This is a genomic window from Edaphobacter sp. (assembly GCF_035532915.1).
Taxonomy (GTDB): Bacteria; Acidobacteriota; Terriglobia; order Terriglobales; family Acidobacteriaceae; genus Edaphobacter.
The window spans coordinates 1-19,179 of sequence record NZ_DATKQC010000263.1 but is presented as its reverse complement, the minus strand read 5'-3'; the positions used below and the strand labels follow the sequence as shown (position 1 = coordinate 19,179).

The 19,179-nt window shown below is 56.6% G+C and carries 18 protein-coding genes and 1 tRNA gene; 10 read left to right on the top strand and 9 right to left on the bottom strand.

The window, feature by feature from the left end; translation table 11 throughout:
* The coding region (locus VMU57_RS12735; RefSeq protein ID WP_325383953.1) for a phosphoribosylformylglycinamidine synthase subunit PurS at positions 1-83 on the bottom strand (83 nt) is incomplete at its 3' end.
* Between the two features lie 108 nt (positions 84-191).
* Between VMU57_RS12735 and VMU57_RS12730 the strand changes: the two genes are divergently transcribed.
* Positions 192-764 (top strand): inorganic diphosphatase, encoded by a 573-nt coding sequence (locus VMU57_RS12730; RefSeq protein WP_325383951.1) that lies wholly within the window; start codon positions 192-194, stop codon positions 762-764.
* A 63-nt stretch (positions 765-827) separates the two neighbouring features.
* On the opposite strand, the gene VMU57_RS12725 is transcribed toward VMU57_RS12730, so the two are convergent.
* Positions 828-2,204: an APC family permease gene (locus VMU57_RS12725; RefSeq protein ID WP_325383949.1), complete on the bottom strand. Its 1,377-nt coding sequence runs from the start codon at positions 2,202-2,204 to the stop codon at positions 828-830.
* A gap of 162 nt (positions 2,205-2,366) precedes the next feature.
* Between VMU57_RS12725 and VMU57_RS12720 the strand changes: the two genes are divergently transcribed.
* Positions 2,367-2,459, top strand: a tRNA-Ser gene (locus VMU57_RS12720).
* Between the two features lie 643 nt (positions 2,460-3,102).
* Here the strand turns inward: VMU57_RS12720 and VMU57_RS12715 are convergent.
* From VMU57_RS12715 to VMU57_RS12700, 4 genes are all read right to left on the bottom strand, one after another.
* Positions 3,103-6,309, bottom strand: coding sequence for a hypothetical protein (locus tag VMU57_RS12715; protein ID WP_325383947.1), 3,207 nt, complete (start codon positions 6,307-6,309; stop codon positions 3,103-3,105).
* Between the two features lie 3 nt (positions 6,310-6,312).
* Positions 6,313-8,898 carry a hypothetical protein gene (locus tag VMU57_RS12710; protein WP_325383945.1) on the bottom strand — a complete coding sequence of 862 codons (2,586 nt, stop codon included), beginning with the start codon at positions 8,896-8,898 and terminating at the stop codon, positions 6,313-6,315.
* Positions 8,899-8,914: 16 nt separating this feature from the next.
* Complete coding sequence (locus VMU57_RS12705) at positions 8,915-9,649, bottom strand: hypothetical protein (protein WP_325383943.1); 735 nt, start codon at positions 9,647-9,649, stop codon at positions 8,915-8,917.
* A gap of 266 nt (positions 9,650-9,915) precedes the next feature.
* The gene (locus VMU57_RS12700; RefSeq protein WP_325383941.1) at positions 9,916-10,758 is read right to left on the bottom strand and encodes a hypothetical protein; all 843 of its coding nucleotides are present in this window, start codon (positions 10,756-10,758) and stop codon (positions 9,916-9,918) included.
* Positions 10,759-11,207: 449 nt separating this feature from the next.
* On the opposite strand from VMU57_RS12700, the gene VMU57_RS12695 reads away from it, so the two are divergent.
* From VMU57_RS12695 to VMU57_RS23080, 8 genes are all read left to right on the top strand, one after another.
* Positions 11,208-11,444, top strand: coding sequence for a hypothetical protein (locus VMU57_RS12695; protein ID WP_325383939.1), 237 nt, complete (start codon positions 11,208-11,210; stop codon positions 11,442-11,444).
* A 131-nt stretch (positions 11,445-11,575) separates the two neighbouring features.
* Positions 11,576-12,058, top strand: coding sequence for a hypothetical protein (locus VMU57_RS12690; protein WP_325383937.1), 483 nt, complete (start codon positions 11,576-11,578; stop codon positions 12,056-12,058).
* 26 nt (positions 12,059-12,084) lie between these two features.
* Positions 12,085-12,414 carry a hypothetical protein gene (locus VMU57_RS12685; RefSeq protein ID WP_325383935.1) on the top strand — a complete coding sequence of 110 codons (330 nt, stop codon included), beginning with the start codon at positions 12,085-12,087 and terminating at the stop codon, positions 12,412-12,414.
* Between the two features lie 290 nt (positions 12,415-12,704).
* Positions 12,705-13,466 (top strand): hypothetical protein, encoded by a 762-nt coding sequence (locus tag VMU57_RS12680; RefSeq protein ID WP_325383933.1) that lies wholly within the window; start codon positions 12,705-12,707, stop codon positions 13,464-13,466.
* Positions 13,467-13,782: 316 nt separating this feature from the next.
* On the top strand, positions 13,783-14,241 hold the full coding sequence (locus VMU57_RS12675) for a hypothetical protein (protein ID WP_325383931.1): 459 nt from the start codon (positions 13,783-13,785) through the stop codon (positions 14,239-14,241).
* 324 nt (positions 14,242-14,565) lie between these two features.
* Entirely contained in the window at positions 14,566-15,135 is a 570-nt protein-coding gene (locus VMU57_RS12670) for a DUF1643 domain-containing protein (RefSeq protein ID WP_325383929.1), read from the top strand.
* 358 nt (positions 15,136-15,493) lie between these two features.
* Positions 15,494-16,108 carry a protein adenylyltransferase SelO family protein gene (locus VMU57_RS23085; RefSeq protein WP_325383927.1) on the top strand — a complete coding sequence of 205 codons (615 nt, stop codon included), beginning with the start codon at positions 15,494-15,496 and terminating at the stop codon, positions 16,106-16,108.
* Positions 16,042-16,614, top strand: a complete 573-nt coding sequence (locus VMU57_RS23080) for a protein adenylyltransferase SelO family protein (protein ID WP_325383925.1) — start codon at positions 16,042-16,044, stop codon at positions 16,612-16,614. Before VMU57_RS23085 ends, VMU57_RS23080 begins: the two co-directional genes overlap by 67 nt.
* 280 nt (positions 16,615-16,894) lie before the next feature.
* Here the strand turns inward: VMU57_RS23080 and VMU57_RS12655 are convergent, their stop codons facing one another.
* From VMU57_RS12655 to VMU57_RS12650, 3 genes are all read right to left on the bottom strand, one after another.
* Positions 16,895-17,743 carry a hypothetical protein gene (locus VMU57_RS12655; RefSeq protein ID WP_325383923.1) on the bottom strand — a complete coding sequence of 283 codons (849 nt, stop codon included), beginning with the start codon at positions 17,741-17,743 and terminating at the stop codon, positions 16,895-16,897.
* Positions 17,744-17,821: 78 nt separating this feature from the next.
* The gene (locus VMU57_RS22845) at positions 17,822-18,016 is read right to left on the bottom strand and encodes a DUF3761 domain-containing protein (protein ID WP_349255569.1); all 195 of its coding nucleotides are present in this window, start codon (positions 18,014-18,016) and stop codon (positions 17,822-17,824) included.
* Between the two features lie 487 nt (positions 18,017-18,503).
* A complete protein-coding gene (locus VMU57_RS12650) occupies positions 18,504-19,088 on the bottom strand; it encodes an SOS response-associated peptidase (RefSeq protein WP_325383921.1) in 585 nt (194 codons plus the stop codon).
* Between the last annotated feature and the right edge of the window lie 91 nt (positions 19,089-19,179).

Genomic DNA, 19,179 nt, shown 5'->3' with positions numbered 1-19,179 from the left:
ATCTTGTGCAGGGCGTTCTGGATGGTTTGGCCCTGGGGGTCCAGGACCGATGTTTTCAGCGTGACATAGACATGCGCCTTCATGATCCTTGATTATAGAGTTTCCGGCAGCGTGCCGGCCGTTGCCCCGTGCCGGTTCGCTTCTTTGCGCCGGAATCCGCCGCCCCACCATCGAAGGAGAGCTAGATCAGGATGATTAATTATCTGGAACTGCCCGTCGGCGAGCGCGCCCCCGAGATTTTTCGCGCGGTCGTCGAAATTCCCAAAGACGGAACCCAGAAATTTGAATACGACAAGCAGTTGCACGTCTTCAAGCTGGACCGTAACCTGTACTCCCCGGTGCACTACCCGGGAGACTACGGATTCATTCCGTCTACGCTGAGCGACGACGGCGATCCGCTGGACGTGCTGGTGCTGGTGCCCGATCCGAGCTTCCCCGGATGCGTGCAGGAAGTCCGTCCCATCGGCCTGCTGGAGATGCTGGACCAGGGCATTCTGGATGAGAAGGTGCTGGCGGTGGGCAAGAATAATCCGCGCTTCGCCAATATCTGGAACTACACCGACATCTATCCCCACCTGCTCAAGGAGATCACGCATTTTTTCGCGATCTATAAGGATCTGGAGGGTAAGCGGGTGGAGATCAAGGGCTGGCATGACGCCGCCTATGCCCGCGATCGGGTGGCGCGCGCCATCAAGCTCTTTGAAGAGGGCAAGGCGAAGCAGGCGGAAGCGAAAAAGCAGGTAGCTGTGTCCGCCAAGGGCTGACTCCACGGTGAGCACGGCAGCGCATGAATCGACGCCTCCTGCCGTGCTGCGCGGATGCAAGTCCTAATCCGAAGCGGGCATCGAGGCCATGCGGCGCCGCGCCAAAGGAACGGCCGTGAGCCAATAGAGCACCGGCCCCAGCAAGCCCACCGCAACCGAGAAAAGCAGAGCGGAGGTCGAGCCGGTCAGTTTTTCGTCTCGCGCGGCGTAGAGCGCGTAGCCGATGAGCACCGCCGGACCCACTCCCAACAAGCAGGCCACGGTCGTGCTGCCGGCCTTGAAAGGCCGCTCCAGGTTGGGTTCGCGAATGCGCAGAACGGCCAGCGCCACAAACTCCAGCAGCAGGCTCGATCCGTAAAGGATCAGGTCGATGGAGATGAGCCGCTCGAAGGGCAGATTGAGCGCCAAGGCCCAGGCCAGCCCGCACACAAGTACACTCACCCAGGGCACACCGCGGCTGTTGCGCCGAGCCAGAACTCGCGGCATCATGCCGTCCTCGGCCATGGCCATGGGCAGACGCGAGTAACTCATCACCAGCGCGTTGAAAATGCCAATGCCGGCAATTGCGCCGCCGGCTACTACGGCCAGCCCCAGTGCCGGCCCGCCAAGCGCCCGCGCCGCGGTTGTCCAGTCGCCGGTTGAGAAGCTGTCAGGAGAGAGTCCGGCTACCGCCATGGCCGCCAGCGGCAGAATGTAGGTGACGGCTACCAAAATGATGGACGCGATCATGGCGCGCGGATAGTTGCGCTGGGGATTCTCCACCTCCTGTGCCACGGTGGAGGCGTTGTCCCAGCCCATGTAGTTCCACATGGCCACCAGGATTGCGGTCGAGAAGGCGGATGCCGAGGCGGACCCCGAGACGGACCCCGACACGGGACTGCCCCAATGGATGGCGGGATGGAGCGCATACGCCCGCCACAGCCCCAAGACCATGAAGATCGCGAACGGCGCCAGCAGCAGCGCGAACAACCACATTGAATCCTCGCCGACCTCTGGCGCTCCGAGCAGGTTCCACAGGCAACAAAGCACAACGACGGCAAGGGACCATCCATAGCCCTTCCATCCCGCCGTGAGCGCCGGACTGAACTTCCCCAAGTAGAGGACGAAGATGGCCGGATAGATGGCCATGTCGAAGATGCTTGCGGAAAGCGAGAGCCAGCCCTCCTGGTAGCCCCAGAACGGGCCCATCGCTCGCCGCACCCAGACGTAGAACCCGCCTTCTGCGGGAAGTGCGCTGGCCAGCTCGCCGATCATGAGCGCGGTGGGCAGACTCCAAAGAAACGGCAGCGTCACCAGGATGAGGATGGCCATGGCAAACCCGGCGCCGCCCAGAATGTCCTCGATCCCGTAAGGGCCTCCCGACACCATGAAGTAGGTGGCGGCAATCAGCGGCAGAATGAGCATCTTCCGTTTGGCCGTCTTGAAGGCAAAACGCATCATCGTGAGTCTAAAGATACCTTTGCCAGGCGGGAACGGGAAACCTCTCTTAAGACGCGGCCGCGGACTGCCTGCCCAATGCCGGGAGATCGCAGACGCATGTTTGCGGCATTTCGCTCCGTGCGCACCGCGGGGGAACTTCCGGTATAATCCCCACTGAGACCCGGAGAGATGGCCGAGTGGCTGAAGGCGGCGGTTTGCTAAACCGTTGTAGGGTCAAAAGCTCTACCGGGGGTTCGAATCCCCCTCTCTCCGCCAGAAACTGAAAGAAATCCTTAAAAATCAACAACATATATATAAATCAACGAGTTGACGTTGTCGGCGTTCCCGACAAATCTGTGCAAATTGTGCATATTTTGTACTGCTTCCAGCCTCTGAACCCCAAAAACCCGACAATCCGACAACGGAAATCTGAACTTTGCCGCGATGAACGTGTTGAGGCTTTAGTAGCTGGGCGCCATGGTTGGCGCTGCCCTTCGGTGCTCCATGACTCAAATGCTCGGAACTGAGCCCGATCCAATGCCCCTCACGAATTCGCTAATCGCTTTTGGCGGTTCGTCTCAATTTCATTGAGCATCTTTCGTGCATTTGCTAGCTGCTCTTCCGTCAACTCGCGGCTTTCAAGGAGATCAACTCCCTTCTGGATTTCGCGCACGAGCATACCTGAAGCGAACGCGGGCCAAGAACTTCGCTACTGGCTGTGCGGGCCGAACATTTTCACGACCTCCAATTATTCGGCCGCGAGCGTAAACATCTTATTTCAAGCAGCTTATGGAGGCGAGCTGCACAGCTGCGCAGCCGAAGGGGAAAATCGGTGGACTGGGGCAAGTGCAGTCCGGGGTGCAAATTTGCACTCCAAACCCGCAGCCGCCCATGTGACCGATGGGGCAGATGAGGGCACTCAGTGTGTAATGGACCCGAAACCCGAGAACCGGATGGCGGCCATCCTGATCAGAAACCAAATCGCCTCAGCTTGGTGTTTCACAACGGACTTTGGGCCGACAACAACCCAAGGGGGGTTGAGATCCAGAAGGCCCCCTCCTAACTGATTGATTGCGGTGACCCGCCGCGAGATCCCCCTTTTTCGCAGCCATTGCTCAGTGGGTCTTGCGTTCGTGGTCCCATCGCACGTGATCGCGTAGAGACCTTCGCGGTGGAACCCGAATGCTTCATAAATATCCAGACAGAATTTCATGAGGTCTGGCGGAGGCGCCCCTGCGAACACAACCTGAGCGGTCTTCGGCAAAATATTCGAAACCATATGAGCGAGTGAAATAGCCGCAGTGTTGGAACTCTTACGCACATGGGACTCAATTCCCGCGGCCCATGCTTTGAAGCTTTCCGAATCGAAACTGATCTTCGGCGGTCGGGGTACGATGGGAGCTTCTGCAATATCTTCACCCGAAGCCGGCATCGACTGAGCCTTATCTGAACTGTTTTGAAATCCGCGATTGCGTAAGACGGAGTCTGCATTGGAGAGGATCGCGTGTATGGCATGTTGGTCCAATTTCATGACCGCTGCCAGGCGCTCCGCCGGCAGGCCCAACTCAGATGACATCCAGAGGATGTCATAGGTGTCCTTTGCCCAAGATGGAACAACTGCCGGCAACGGAGCCGATTTACCGTGAGCTCTGATCGTGAGCCCGAGCCGTTCGGAAAAGACCCTTATGGCAAACTCCTTCCCAGGCTGAAGGAGGGTTACGCGGCTCAAACGTGAGTCGGTCGCCGAAGCGTCGACTTTCGAGCATTCGCATTTTTCTTCGGAACCGGGAAGCCATTCGAAGGCAGTCGACCGGGGAAGACCGCTGGCGCGACGGAGTTCATGCGGACTGGCGAGGGCACCGAATTTAGTACGGGACTCCAGAAACAGTGCAAGTAAGGTGTCCAAACAGTGGGTGTAGTAGCGGAGGGTCACGTTGTCGGGATTCGAGTGGCCCAGCGTGGTCGCAACGGCCCAGGCATGATCGTTCATTGAAAGGCCATTGTGTAATAAAAGAGATCGAAACTCTCCGGAGGCTTTCAACCAGCTCGTGGTTTTCTCGAGGTGAGGAAACAGATCTGGCACTTGATCCAGATCTGAAAGCATGAGACGCATGAACATCCAGTGTGCTGCGCTGTGCCTGAGAGTATTCAGATGGCATTCGCGAGTCCCGGTCGCGGCCCTAAGAGCTTCATGAATGATGGGAACGATGACATCGTCGCTAATCCCGCATGAGAGATCGGTGCCAAGTTGCTTAGCTTGTAGGAACAGTTCATTCACCGGATTAAGAAGCTCTGCAAATGGATGAGCCAGGATACCCAGCAAAACCCGCCGGTAGGCGTTTTCGGTTTTCAGATCGCGGTTGTCATTGCCACGGACCGTGACTTCAGAGAAAGGACCTGGCAGAATGTCATCTGGCATCAAGCCGAAACCTTCTGCGCGACGGAAGCTCCCGAGGAAATCGAGCACTATCTGTCCCCTTGCGACTATTCGATAGAGCTTGTTCCACTTTCGTGTTCGGGAAGCCTCGATGTATTCAAGGGCCTTGAATATCTCGTCGATTGAGAGCACATGGGCGTCCGCATTGTCTGGCCCAGAAGTGACTGGGAGTACGTCATCGAAGTCGATGTTTGGCGCTTCATATTTGTCGTGAAGATGGTTGTGGAACTGACGTAGCGCCCACGCAACTGTCCGTCGCAGACCTTGTGGGGAGATCGAGTTTTCTCCCGCCACGCTTAGGGCTATCCTGTAGCGCTCCTCGAGCACTCGTTTGGGATACCGAGCAGGATCGGCATCCCCCTGCTGCAGGGCGAAGCGGCGGGCGATGGTCATGATGCAACACTTTGTGCCCGAGAATGACCATGTGTATCCGGAATAAGCCGGGCCGGTAAGTAGCATCTTCGCCAGTGAACATAGTTGCCTGCCGCTCGGAGTAGTGTTCCTCGATCGCTCGATGGAACCGATTGCTTGAAGCATCTTCCCGGAATCGGTCTTTGAAAATGCCGCTCGGAGACGCGACATCCAGTTGAGTCTATGCCCGGTCGTGCCTTTCTCAGCCGAGTAAGGAGCATAGGCTTCGCTCAGGTCTGGGAGCTCGTCGCTCTCTTTAACCGCTGGTCTTGACAGGCGAAGGGGTGTGTAGACCGTGGGTTCATTGTTGACTCGGGCCGCCGATCCCGGTAGGAGAGAGGGACCAAAAACTCTCCCTGAAGCATAGTCAACAAGCGCGCTGGGGAGATCACTTCTCAGATACTGAGCAACGGTGCCCACGAAATCGCCAAGAGACCGCGGTTGGAGGTCCGAACCGACCCCTTGAAGTCTGAATTCCGCCACAATGCCGTCGAAGATTACCTGAGCAAGCCTGCGATCCCTCGTGCTGGCGGTCGCTTCTGATCGTGAACAGCACGTCAGAGCCGCTTCGACCAGAATCGGCGACACTCGGGAGATCAGGAGAAGAAGTTGGCTATTGGGGTACCAACGTACAACCTCTTCGGCTTCTCCATGGGTCATTACCCCCAGATCTGCGTAGCCTCGCGAGAGTGTGCATCCAAAATGCTTTTGCGGATCCGCCAGTGCACGCGCAAAAGCGACGACTCGTTTGACGCTGAGCAGACCACAACGGAGTGCCGATGAGGCGATGACCATTTCCCATCGAACAGGGCTTGAACCATTTGGGTGCGCGCCGAATTTGCTGTTTTGCGCGAGCCATCGGCCTTCGGCCTGGGCCCAGGCGGTTACTCGCAGTTGTACTTTAGGCAGATTTTTCGGGAGGAGATTGGGATCTTTTGTCAGCCGGTCCAACCTGGTCGGAGAAGGAATGCTCTTCTGATAAACCTTGTTGAGAACTGAGATTACGCCCGTCAGCACCCGGAGAACTGGGATGACATCCTTTTTATCGAGATTGGCAACGAGATGGGCTTCGATAGCGGCCACATCGGATTTATTGAACCGACCCCGACTCTCTTCGGTGACATCGGCAAGAAATGGGCCCAACTGATTAGGGCATGTGCGCAGTATCGCCCGCAATCGAGAAGCAATGACCTGCCGCTGTGGAGAAAGGCCAAACGCCCTCCCATCCCAAAGCGGTTTCTGGCAGTCGGCAGAAGATTTGGCGAGTTGGTTGGCCATTGTTCAGAGTCTCACCCGGATCGGGCGGAAGCCAAGGTAGCTGACGATCGGCTCTACGTACTGCAGGATTGTGTGCCCGACTACGGTGGGCGAAGCGGTGGCGCCGCGGCCTACCAGTCGGTTGCCCGTCAGGAAATGGCCAGCCCATTCCGCCACGTACGGACAGCCTGAGTCGAGTAACGCGTTGAACATCCACCTACGGTGGATGTTGGTCGGGAAGCCAGGTAGCACCTTGTGGAGTATTGGCTCGCAAATCTCCTCGCTTGCAGGTTTTGGCGCTCCAGACTCATTGAGAAACCAGCACGGATAGCTCGTACAGCTTGCCAGCCGGGTGGTGTCGACATACGCTTCATTGAGCTTCAATTGCTCGAGGAGGTCGCCAGCGATCCACACCAGCCTTGCTTTGTCGGCGCCCTTATCCTGCAGGCGTCCCGACAAATTTGATTGATTGATTTCGCTAACGCGCAGGATTGGTCTTTCAGTTGGTCTTGCGCCAGTGACAAATCCGAAAAACCACACTACGTAGTATGTGTATAGGTTGTGGGCCTCAATCCAATTTGTCGAAGGTGATTTCTCCCAGGCATCTTCAACCTTTGCAATCAAATCCTGCACGGCGTGGCGCATGGCTTCATCATGTGGGCACGCGTTGACCCCCACGTACTTCGCCTCCGCTGACGTTGGAATAAAGGGCGTTTGCGGGCTGGTCCGTCGCTGCAGCTGAAGGAGGGATGACAGTCCATTCGGTTTCGATTCGCTCCCGAAGTCTGCTGATTTTGCCAGACAGATTGCGGTGCGGACGTAGCGTACTGTGCCAACGTAGATTTCATGCAGGAATGCCATCCGTCGAACGGCATAGAACATCTGAACGCGCGCCTTCTTATGGAGGGTGCCGGTGATTATGGTGGCGGCGCTTATATCCTTGTGCGACCAATTCATGATCTCGCCGAACAGTGCGGAGGACAAAGAGAGCGAAGACAATCGGCCTGCCGCCAACCGTTCCAAAACACGAGGTATCTCTTTGTAGTAGTGCTCTATCGGCTGCCGGAAGACTTCGATTGCGTTCGTTCGAGATGAAACGGCTGAGGCTCCATCGAGTGCAATAAGGTAATCCCAAAGCAACGGGCCGAGCGTTGCTTCGTCTGGCAGTGTCACAAATTCCGTACGATCACGATCATATGGCCGTAATCGTTCGCGCCGCGGCGCGTCCGGTGGATACTCGACATGGATTCGGATTTGAGCGCTGTATCCTGCCGTTCCTGGCGAAATCAAGATGGCGAGGTCGATTCGATCGCGGCAAGATTCGCTCAAATAGGCACGCAATGCATGCGTGCGCTCGATGTTGCTGTTCGACCAAAGCATCACGAGCAAAAATAGAAATAGCTCGAGCTCCGACTTGAGTGCCTCCCGAGCCGGATCGTCATCGTTCGCATGCTTGAGACAGCCGGCCGTGGTCTTCAGCTCGTCGAGGATCGCTTCGGCGCGCCCCCGGCCATCAACATCGACAATTGCTAGGATCGATGGACTGAGACGATCAGTCCCAAACGGGAAGAACTTACTGTCGCGAATTGCCTGATTGCTGCCCACGCCCGCTGCGCTGCCTGCTCCCTTGCGCGGCTTGCCGGCGCTCTTGGGCTTGCGGGTTGCCCGCCCTCTTTTGGCGGCCTCGCTCGATTGGGGATTGCCACCGGATTCATTGTTCGCTGAAGAGAATTCATCTTCGTCACTTTCCGGCTCGTCTTCGCCTGGACAAATATCATGCCGGTAGGCGGCCTCGGCTTTGGCTTCGTGTTCAGTGGAGGCGTTTGATGAACCTGTCCCCGGAGCTGGATTTTTGCCATGACCCTGGCGGCGTTCTTTAAACCCATGTGCTTGAGCCAGATATCTGAGGACGTATTCTTGCAACTCTTGAAGGCGTGCTTTTGATTTACCCTTATCGATTAACTCGCCTTCAAAAATGAGGCCGCCATACTTGGCAAATTGTGATGGTCGGTCGTCAAGGGGATATTCAGGAACGACGGCTTTTGCCCACTTTTCACCGGCGAAGTATTCGCGCAGCGCCATGCAGCAATTCTTCGGCGATATTGTTAGGGCGCGCCATTGCTCGTCCCATGAGTAGGCTTCATAAGCTTGGAGCGATGTATCGCCTTTTACCAGTTTGCGACCTGGAAGTATGGTCTTGGCCGGAGTCGTCAGAACCTTGTGATGAGCCACGAACACATGTGCCATCAGAAGGTAGCAACTATCGGCGTACGCTGACTTCTCGTCAGGTAGAGCGAGAATCGCGGAATAGAGCGCGTGGAGCTGCCTGTGGCCCCCCTGACCGCTTTTCCCGAAATGTCTAGCATCCGAAGGGGTCTTTGGAAATACGAGTGTCTGAGCTATCGATCCGAGTTTCGTGGAAATTGAAGGCCAGGTCTCCATATTTAAATCCAGAAGCACACCTGGCCATTGATCTCCTGCCACCGTGAGAACGCGAGCAAACTTTGCAAGAACCTCTGGTAGATCATCACGGGTGGGCGGCGCAAGGAGAGCCCAGAGAATACGCCGCACTTGCTCGGGATCTAGATCTCGCTTCGCGGCGTTCAGCAATGGGTCCTCAGGAGAATTACTCGTCATGGTCTGCGCCGGCTTTCGATTTGGCGCGGCGGTATCTCAGCCAGCGAAGTTTTCTGCCCATGATTCTTGCCCATTGGTCTACCCCGAGCCGTTCGAACAAATTGACGCTCCTTGCAATGACGTCAAGAAACGACTTTGCCAGAGCATTAAGTTCCTGTCTCGACATCTGGTGCCGGAGCGGTACGCCCACTCGCTCGACGATCAAAGATTCCTTTAGCTCCTCTAGAGACATATCGGCACAAATGCACGCGGGATACATGCGTGGATAAGGCAAAATCTCCCGTGCCTCGCGCACGAGATCCCAACCGAGGATGCAATGCCACACGTTGTCCTGACGAATCACATGAATCGGCGAGATCATGGCTAATCTAGCGATTCCAGTTGCTGTCAGAAACCCGGTCGAGGGGCGGTGAACCTTAACAATCCCTGCAGCACGCAGAGCCGCTTCGATGGCGGGCGCGGGCAGGACCTTATCTAGATCTACGAGTTCCCATTTTGGGAGTGGTTTGCGCCCGTCATGTTTCTGGCGGCGGCTAGGGCCTTCAGGGGCTGGCTCGACATCGTGCTCATCGCCTCGGGTGAACTCGGATTCAACGAGTTCGTCTTCAAACTCGGGCGAACCGCGATCGTCGCGGGCTTCTCGCCCCAGCTCATCCGGCTCTTTTTCCTGCTGAGGGGTGCCGACAAAGCTCCTGATCTGGTCCGGATTGTGGTCCGCGCACATTTACTCCCATTAGCCGACGGTGCCACATGCCGCGGGAATGGCAATTGGAGCGCAAAGGACCAGATCTATATAACAAATTGCACATCAATAACTTGCCGAAATGTTCGGTAGAATTGCTTGGACATGTTGGAGTAGCTGAATTTTGCGGACTCACCGATATCATCACTTCAGCTTTGGCACTTTCTTCGACGTTGTGATTCGGTGCCGCACTATCCACAATCTCTCACTCACTGAATCCGCCGTCCGACTTTGGTGCTAGCGAGTCATCACTGGGTGGTGCCCCGGCTCTTCTCGAGTCTGCGTTTAGCAATGGAGAAATGCTTTGTAAACAGTGCGCGAAAATCGGTCGGACCATTTCTAGCCTCTTCCGCTCTGATGAAATCAAGCAGATTGCCTGCGAACTGGGTCTTTCTGACCTGAGCTCTGAAACTCTTGGGAAGCACCGCGCGTACATAAGGTTTGTCGACGATGATAAGCCGAGCCACATTTTGGTAATCGACTTCCTGGCGATGGTTCTCAAGCCACAAGATATGCATTGTTATTTCTCGTACAAAAGGCCCACCATCGCCAACTTTCCTTTTCGGATCCTTACGGGGATTTGGCGGTGGAATTGCGATGGGATCAGGCGTCACTGGCTGCACCTTTTCGCCTGTGCTCAAACACGGCCAAAACTCAAAATGTTCGGTATAGCCGAAAACCGCAGATATCGCCGTTGCTATTTCCTCCGCTCGTGCGTCAATCGATTCGCGAATTTGTAGGATTTCCGCTCTGGCCATTTCGACCGTCGTTTCGGGTAGGTAGAGCAGGGCTTTCTTGTACTCAATCCTTTCCGCGGCTTCGTTAAACCATTCGCGCAATCTCCTTTTCCGCTCCTCTTCCGGGAAAAACTCAAAGTCCTGCTCAATCGTAATTTGGACTTCAAGCTGGGTCATTAACTGAAGTTTGCCTGCGTACCATTCCAACGCCGCAGGACGATCATCCTTCCTTGCCGGATCTGCATCCCGTTCGCGAATCTCGCCCATCCACGTTCTCAAGCGATCGAATCGCTCGATCAGCTCCCAGTCGAATGGTCCGTCCTCAGCCAAGCGTTTTAGTTCTTCCTTGGGCATCAGCGTCCTGCCTCTCGTTTGCATTTTCCGGTCCGGTCTGTCATCGGAGGCTATTAAGCCCTTCACGGCGGATCCGAGCGTTCGAATGAGTCCCCAGCGCTAAATGTACCGCTTTCCCGCCAGTCGGCCAGCGGTGGCTCTCTGTCGCTTTACGCCAGCTCGATCGCTCCAATGACTCTATCGGGATCCATTAGACATTTCTTTAAACCTAACAAAATGATGGGATTCAAGCCGGCGCTCAAATCAACTCCATCGCAGCTTCACTGGCATTGAAGCTTTTGATCTGATTGCGCATATGGACGCACGTATCCAGTCTGGTCAAGCAGCATGGGAGGGCAATCGACCTGCAGACGAAGGTGCTCTGACCAAAATACATGGGCGCTACGCGGTATCGGCTAGTCCAAGCGCCGTAAGCCCATACGCCCGGTGTGTCGTTGATGGAGGTCGCCATGTCAGCCTCCACTAGACCGCCGGGGATGTCGTTGGCAGATTGGATCGATTCGATGGACCATGCCCTGAAGGTCACCGACCTGGCGAAGTGGCTAGATTGTTCTTCGACCAATCTCTATAACCGTGCCCGCCAAGGCCGAATGGGAACCGGCGTCGTGATTCGATTTGGAGGCACAATCCGGCTGGACCCGCACGGCACGGCCGAGTGGCTTCGCCGCAGCGGACTTGGTAAATAGCTCGTGACGATTTGTTTGGCGCGATGCGGGGCCAGACTGACGATTCTTGGATATCAATGGCTAGGCATTGAGGCTGCCTGGCAGTCAGCAATTCGAAATCGGAAGCTTCTACCGCCTCAAAGGAGAGCAACGTGTCGACAGTCTTGAATCTGCATACATCGCCGAACAAATACTCCAAGGCAACTGTCAGTCTTTCCGCGAAGAACTTCGAGCGGCTTACGATCGTTGAGCGCGTGCTACAAACGATCAAGCCGGGCGGTCGCGTTGCCGCTTGTATCGGTGCGCTGACCGGGGGATGTATCCCTGCCCTAGCCTTCTGCGTCGTGCATCTCGTATTGCCCTTTTATCGCGAGCTCGGCCCAACAATGTGGGGTAAGGTGGTCGGAGTCACCATGTGGGCCGTGGTCGGTGGCTGCCTAGCCTGCAGTGCGCCGAAAGTCTACAAGTGGTTTTTAGCGGCTTATGGGAGCAGGTTTGAGGCTGCCGGTGCGGTTACCTGCCTTGAGGCCGTGATGACCTTCTCCCCTGTTGTCTCCCTCTCCGCAGCCGCGTTGGCCGTGCTTGTGTTTATCAACGCGATCTACTGCGCCTGCAAGTTGCAGGTTCGCAGCTAGTTCGTGTGGCGACGCAGGATCTGCCTATGTCCAGACACAAGATCCGGCCTCGCACGATCGTGAAGATGAGTTCTATGGGCGGGAATGCGATATTGCGATCCCACGCTGGCCGAACAATCATTCTTTGTACGAGCCAATCCGGTCGTGATGTCTTTCTGGAGCGCTGCCATGCTCCTAACAGGATAGGAATCGTCGGCGGCGTACACTGGCATCCATCGCACACGCTCACCACCGCGATGGCGCTCGCTGCCGTTGCGTTCACCATGATGTACGAGCTTGTGTGCTGCTTTGTGCGGTGCTCGGTGTCGGCATGGCAGTTTGGCCGGCGAATGGGCGAGCTAAAAGGCGGGCGCTGACGTACACGCCAAGTCTGGGCAGCATCGGCAGGTTGGGGGGGAATGGCGCCGTTGCTGGCTCAACTGTCCCAAAGCAGGACAGAGATAGGCAACGATAAGGGGCATTATCGTGGGGAGATCGCTGCCGGCGGTTTGTCCAAGTCCCTCCAGCTCGCGCCTTGGCCCATCGGCCACTTCAGGCAAAACTTCAGAGTACTTCCGTCAGCGTCGATCAGCCCTGGAGCGTGACTCCTATCACGTTGCTCGAACCAGCACTGACTGGAACATATAACCACGAGGATAAAAACTGAATGGGCCACGAAATCGCAACCAATACCTATGAAGATCTGATGTTCGGTCACTTCAACACTCCCGCGGCGCTCGATAATCTGGTGGCTTTGCTCGACTGGGATGAGATGTATTCCGCAGTCGAGCTCCCCGCGGCGGCGCTACTTGTGCCTCAGGAGCCGGCGGAAAATGGTGGCGACATGTTTGACCATGGCCTTTACGCCATATTTAGCGCCGAGCGCAACGCAAACGGCTGGAAGGTGAGAGGAATCTTTTATTGCGCCTGTGCGGACGGATTCGAAGGACAGCTCTCGCCGGATTGCACCGTATTGACCTGCGACGAGTCAGAGCCGAGGTATGTTCGATTGTTCGGCGGACACCGGGAGGAATTCGTTGCGGCCCACGGTCTTCCGACCCAGGACAATCTGAACGGCCGGTTCAGTGGAAACTACGGGCCCTACGCGTCGACAGACATGGTCAGAGAGGCCAGGCGTGCGATTCGGCAAATCGTCGCCGGGAAGAGTTTGCGCGATGCCCTGATCGGAGAGGCCGAAGATGAGCTTACCTATCACGATCTTGTACGACAATCCGGCACCCTTAAGCATCTTCGCGGATGGTACCGCGCATTTCGTCGGAATCAGGCCCTGGATCAACAACGGCTCGCCCATGGGAAGGCGACAAAGGAACTGAGCTCCGTACCGGCAATCCGCAAAGCAATGGCCCTGGCGAATGGGGAACTCGATATCGAAATGGCGCGCATAAAGCAATCGGAGCGACCGCTGTAAGGATTGCGAGCCAAATCTCCGCTTGAGACCCATCGCGGTGCCAACGCACTTGCGCGACAGCTTGTAATCCTCAAACCTAGTCACATGGCAAATCTTGAGCTGCACTCTCGTTCCTTTTCCGGTCCGATGCATTCATTTCGTGCTGCATTTGACAACGGCGGTTACCGGTCGCCTCATGGTCGACCGCAATTGGTCGATATTCCTGGTTGTTGTCAAAGCGAGTGGTATATATCAACGGCAGTTCTAGGTCCTCATGACCTCTTCCAAGGTGCGGGTACACAGGCCTTGGCCGCAGATGCATGCCAGGAGAGCGGAAATGGAGTGCTCTATTTGTAAAGAGCGTGCTAGAGGTGCCCAAGAGTTCGCCCGCGTGGGCGCGTGGGTGTTCGATGTCACCAAAGCAAAGCAAATTGCCGCGATGAAGAAAATCCGTCAAATCTCCGTTGAAGAGGTAAGGTCAACGGCACTACCCCCGCCACCTCGAGAGGGATACACGAGCCTTGGTGGATTCGCTGTCGACGAAGAACATCTTTCCCACATTCCGGATCCGACGGAGCCTGTGATCATTGGTATCTTTCCTACTCCTCCGAGATTAAAAAAGAACGATCTACATTTCGTTCTTGATGGTCATCATCATATGGTCCGTGCGGCACACGAAGGCCGCGGCGTTTCAGCATGCTTTTTGACAATGAATGAGACACGTCGGTGCATGATGCCGAATTCACTTTCCCAGCTTCGTCGTCTGCGGGAACAGTTCGACGGATCAATGGAGTGAATCAGGATTGCGAACTTTGCGTCAATTCCTGGCTCTAAGAACGGGCGATCATTCGGGCTCAGTGGGACGAATCCGGCGGCACACCACTCGCATACCGGCTACAGCGAGACCCAGCGAAAAAAGCAGTCAGAACGAACGTGTCCGGCTGATGCCGGATCAGTGAACCGCGCCGATTCCTGGTGCATGAGCCGTACAGCAACTTGAAAACAAGCTGATGGTTCGGGTGGAAGCCGCGCGTGGGGTTTTCTGCGAGGCATGCAATGCCCTCGAGTGTCTAGATGACGCGCCGCTGCCAGGTTATGTTGCCAACAGACTGAAGGCATCATGACCGAATGCGATGATTCAGATATGCCCAAAAAGCATGATCCCGGCGGCAAGGTTCGTCTCGCTCTGGCAATGGGCATGAAGAGCGGGGCGGTGTTTGGCGGTCCAGGCGAATGCTACCGGTACCGGCTATGGCGTATTTGGGACGAATCGAGGCCTAGTGCCATGTTCGTGATGATGAACCCGAGCACGGCAGACCCGTATGTCGACGACCCGAGTGTGGCGAAGTGTGGCAGGTTCGCCCGCGCATGGGGATATGGCGGGATTTATGTCGGGAACACCTTCGCCTATCGTGCGACCGACAAGAAGCGCCTACGCCTCGTTGCGGACCCTGTCGGCCCGGAGAACGACAAGCACCTCATCGCCATGGCGAAACCGGCTGGCATCGTGATTTTTGCCTATGGGAAGCCGGGACACCGGACTTTGGCACCGCGGGGATTAGCAGTCGCTGAAATGCTCATGGAAAGAGTCGGAATCCAGCCGCACGTGCTCAAGCTTTCTAAGGATGGAACCCCGTCCCACCCTCTGTATCTCCTCGAATCGCTCAAGCCAGTCGTATGGAAGCTGTAGCACCCTCCTCTCCTCCGCTGTTGTCCCCTCGTGCCTAGCAGGCGCTCCGCTATCCCGGCACGCCAGATTCCGCCCATTCTCGTTGCGCTGCGAATGTGGCCCCGGAGAGCGCCGGCCGCCGCCATATCTGAAGCTCGCGCTGAGGAATCGGCTGCTACTTCGACGATCCAGTTCACGAGGTCTTGGGAATATCATCGCGCGATTGGCAGAGCTTTTACCATTTCACTGTGGGTGGGCCAGTCGAGGACAGTCGTCTCACCACGTTGCCTCCCTACAATTCATGAGAAACCACGATGAGTCCCCGACCGTAGATTTCCAAGTAAACGCAGTGCGACCTGAGCCAACCGAACCACATCCAATGAAGATGACTTCCCCAGAAGCCACTGCGGTTTTTCCGGATTCCAGCGCTGCCCCTGAGGTCTACTTCGGCTTCGATAATACCTACGCGCGTCTTGAGCCGCGCTACTACGCCCGCCTCAGCCCCACGCCGGTTCGAGCCCCGCAGCTCATCCAACTCAACGTCGAACTCGCCCGCAGTCTTGGCCTCGATCCTGTTGCACTCGCCGGCCCCTCGGGCGTCGAGATCCTGGCAGGCAACCGGGTGGCCGAAGGCTCGGAGCCACTCGCGCAGGCCTATGCCGGCCACCAATTCGGCTCGTTCGTTCCGCAGCTGGGCGACGGTCGCGCCATCCTGCTCGGCGAAGTCGTTGCTCCCGGCGGTCAGCGTCACGACATTCAGCTCAAAGGCTCCGGCCCCACGCCTTTTTCGCGCAATGGCGATGGTCGCGCAGGCATCGGTCCCGTCTTGCGCGAATACCTGGTCAGCGAGGCCATGGCTGCTCTGGGCGTGCCCACAACCAGCCGCGCATCGCGCTCTGGAACCTCACCCGCCTCGCCGAAGCGCTGTTGCCACTGCTTCAGGAAGAAGAAGGCGGCGAAGAGGCTGCCCTATCCTCAGCGACAGAGGCTCTGACCGCCTTCGCTCCGCAATTTGAGGCGGCGCATTGGACCGGCCTCCGCCGGAAGCTTGGCTTCTTCACCGATGCCGAAGGTGATAAAGCCCTCGCCGAGGATCTTCTCCAGCGCATGGCCGTCAATCGCGCCGACTTCACGCTCACTTTCCGCCGCCTCTGCCAGGCTGCCGCGGGGCCGGAGCACGATCGCCCGGTTCGCGCGCTTTTCGCTATGCCTTCGAGTTACGATGAATGGGCTGCCGGCTGGCGCCGTCGCCTGCAGCAGGAATCAGCCTCGGCAGAGGACCGCGCCTCGCTCATGCGCCAAGCCAATCCAGTCTTCATCCCGCGCAACCACCTGGTTGAAGCTGCGCTCAAGGCCGCGGTTGAGCGGCAGGACTTTAAGCCCTTTGCGGAATTGCTCGACGTTGTCACCCATCCGTTCGAAGACAAGCCTGATCGCGAGAGCTTTACACTCCCCGCCCGTGCGGAAGAGCGCGTCGAGCACACGTTCTGCGGTACCTGATTAAAGCTCTGGACGGGAAGACAGGCGAGAGCCGCATCCCTTCATGCCCACGGCGCCCATGCGATCCCTCGCGGATCCGTCGCTTAGCGAGAAAACCACGATTAGTACCAATATTCGGCTCTGCACCAAGACTCCTGAAACAATCTGGCCATCCCCGGAACTTCGTCGCAACCGCGTTTTCGGGGATCTATTCGGATTTGCAAGCGGATTTCCCCTTCCCATAACGGTTTGGCCGTGTGCAGCCAGGTGTGTTTCTCCCCGTTCCATTAAGAGGAGGTTTTCAGGACGGCGAGCCAGCAAATAAAGGGATGATAGAGCTGGCAAACTTAGCCTCTATCGACCCAGCCAAAAGTGGGTGCAGCTGGATGCTTGTTCCTAAAGATGAATGCCCAGTTGCAGCGATACGGGCGGGCACGCGTGCCGTCAACAGAAGAGCCGCGACCGGCTCATTAGTGCTCAACCGCTTGCGAAGGGTATGCGCTTGTTCAACGACGAATTTTCTAACGAGATTATCTACAGATGGAGCAAGCGCATTGAAATCTTTCACGACCATAAGCCCATCCGCTGGGCGTACAAGTTGGTCAACGCAAACGGCGATAATGCCGGGTCTGACGAGAGCCCGAGCTTGATGAACTGCAGATCGCAAGCGATTATCAAACCCTTTTGCCGAGGCTGGGCGTTTTGCTTCGATGAAAAATTCCTTATTGTGCCATGTGGCCACCAAATCAGGCTTCCCGTGCCGTGCTGGAATTCCACCTCGACGCAACATTGTCCCCAAGTACAACTCATATTGCGCTTCTCTGCCCGGTGCATCCAACTCGTCGTCGGGATGTTCCGAACCACTTGCGACTTTCTGCAGAAGTGTAAGTGTTTCCGAGTCTAACGTAGCCGGGAGGTTCTCGACAATCTCATTAACCTCATCGATCTCGCGCAAGTCGTAGGTCACCGCGATGACCAATTGGGAATCAATAGCTGATCGTGGATCGACAGTCACCTGCGCAAGTCGCTTTTGATAGGCTCGCAAGCGACACCCGTCGGCTAGTCGTATGTGCAAGCTTTCAAGGCGACTCAAAGCCGAGGCGTAGCGTTGCAGTTGATTGGCGAAGCTGTTGTATTCATCGACGCGCATAAGGTTTAGTGTTGCAGGTCAAGTATCCCTCCATAAAGGGTGAGCTCTCACTGGACTGTCCCACGAACGGTAATGCAACTACTCAAATAGCGCCTCCCACCAAGGATCGGGATTCCACTGACGAACTCCACCATGCCAAGAACAAGTTCCGCTATGGTTGGACGAGCTACTATAGGTTCCGTCGCTGCAAAGCGCAGTTGGTGGAAATGCACAATCGTGAAGGATGCCACCCACGGTTAGCCCCAGGCACAATACCGTACCCGCGACAAACATGTAGTGTACTTTGAGGCTCGACGTTCCCTTTCGGAAAAACTTGACCGCCAGTGCGACAACACCAAATAGAAAACCTACGACGGTCAATGGGCTCGATGGGAATATGAGAAAGCTGATTGCTATCGTGGCGGCTGCCCCGCCAGCAATCAGTTTGGCTGTAGAGCGCCCTTCGGCGCCGGGAAACAGCCATATCCCGATGTTTCCATAACGCGCGCGCAAATGCTTTGCTAGTGTAAATAGCAATCGCAAACACACCATAGCCGCCACGGCAACTACGATGCCCCACCATCCGAATTTCCTCGCAGCCGCCGTCCCGAGATATGTGAAGAGCCTTTCGAATGCTTCCCCCATCACCCCTTGACCTCGCGCTAAAGTATACAGTTAACGAGGTGAGTCCCCCCCTTAGTGTCTTAAGAAGAGTCGGCTAGTTACCAGAGATCCCGAAGCATCTGAATTTCCACTCGATACTGCTCCTTTTGGTCAGCATCTACAAGCCATCAAGTAGCGTTGGCTGTGGGTCAGCGGCCGGCTCCAACAGGTGCGGGCCGTTGCCTTGAAGCTTTGCCACGCGCCAGGCCTTCATCTCCTCCGCGGGCCAGGTGCGCACCAGATCGCTCGGCAGATGCGCTGGCTCGGCCGGCTCGAGCCAGCGCGCGTAGTCCTTTGGCTCGATGATCAGCGGACATCGATTGTGGAACGGCTCGAGCAGTTCGTTGGGATCGGTGGTGATGATGCTGAAGCTTTCAAGAATCAGCTCATTGTTCTTCGCATCATGCCCCTTCCATCGATCCCAGATGCCGCCGAAGGCAAAGAGCCTGTCGTCGGCAAGCGACACCGCCCAGGGCTTGCTGATCTTCTTTCTCTCCTCGTCTTTTGTGAGCGGCTCCCACTCAAAGAAGAAGCTGGCCGGGATCAGGCAACGGCGATGCTTCCAGGGCTCGCGCCACGCGCCGCTCGAAGAGAGCTTGTCAGCGCGCGCATTGATGGAGCTGAAGCCGGGCCGCGGCGTCTTCGACCAGTACGGATACTGTTGGCGAAATCGATTACATGATCCATTCTCCGAGCTCGGCAAAGGTGGAAGTGCGCGTTTGGGCAGGATGTACTCCGCTCCAATGATCGGTCAGGCGCTGGAGGTTGATCGCGCAGGCAATTGCTACATTTTG

Excerpts from the sequence above, each read along its gene's own strand:
- VMU57_RS12680 (WP_325383933.1), top strand. The coding sequence starts at position 12,705 with ATGGGCCACGAAATCGCAACCAATACCTATGAAGATCTGATGTTCGGT.
- VMU57_RS12675 (WP_325383931.1), top strand. The coding sequence starts at position 13,783 with ATGGAGTGCTCTATTTGTAAAGAGCGTGCTAGAGGTGCCCAAGAGTTC.
- VMU57_RS12705 (WP_325383943.1), bottom strand. The coding sequence starts at position 9,649 with ATGTGCGCGGACCACAATCCGGACCAGATCAGGAGCTTTGTCGGCACC.
- VMU57_RS12670 (WP_325383929.1), top strand. The coding sequence starts at position 14,566 with ATGACCGAATGCGATGATTCAGATATGCCCAAAAAGCATGATCCCGGC.
- VMU57_RS23085 (WP_325383927.1), top strand. The coding sequence starts at position 15,494 with ATGAAGATGACTTCCCCAGAAGCCACTGCGGTTTTTCCGGATTCCAGC.
- VMU57_RS12655 (WP_325383923.1), bottom strand. The coding sequence starts at position 17,743 with ATGCGCGTCGATGAATACAACAGCTTCGCCAATCAACTGCAACGCTAC.
- VMU57_RS12715 (WP_325383947.1), bottom strand. The coding sequence starts at position 6,309 with ATGGCCAACCAACTCGCCAAATCTTCTGCCGACTGCCAGAAACCGCTT.
- VMU57_RS12730 (WP_325383951.1), top strand. The coding sequence starts at position 192 with ATGATTAATTATCTGGAACTGCCCGTCGGCGAGCGCGCCCCCGAGATT.
- VMU57_RS12725 (WP_325383949.1), bottom strand. The coding sequence starts at position 2,204 with ATGATGCGTTTTGCCTTCAAGACGGCCAAACGGAAGATGCTCATTCTG.
- VMU57_RS12695 (WP_325383939.1), top strand. The coding sequence starts at position 11,208 with ATGTCAGCCTCCACTAGACCGCCGGGGATGTCGTTGGCAGATTGGATC.
- VMU57_RS22845 (WP_349255569.1), bottom strand. The coding sequence starts at position 18,016 with ATGTTTGTCGCGGGTACGGTATTGTGCCTGGGGCTAACCGTGGGTGGC.
- VMU57_RS12700 (WP_325383941.1), bottom strand. The coding sequence starts at position 10,758 with ATGCCCAAGGAAGAACTAAAACGCTTGGCTGAGGACGGACCATTCGAC.
- VMU57_RS12685 (WP_325383935.1), top strand. The coding sequence starts at position 12,085 with ATGTCCAGACACAAGATCCGGCCTCGCACGATCGTGAAGATGAGTTCT.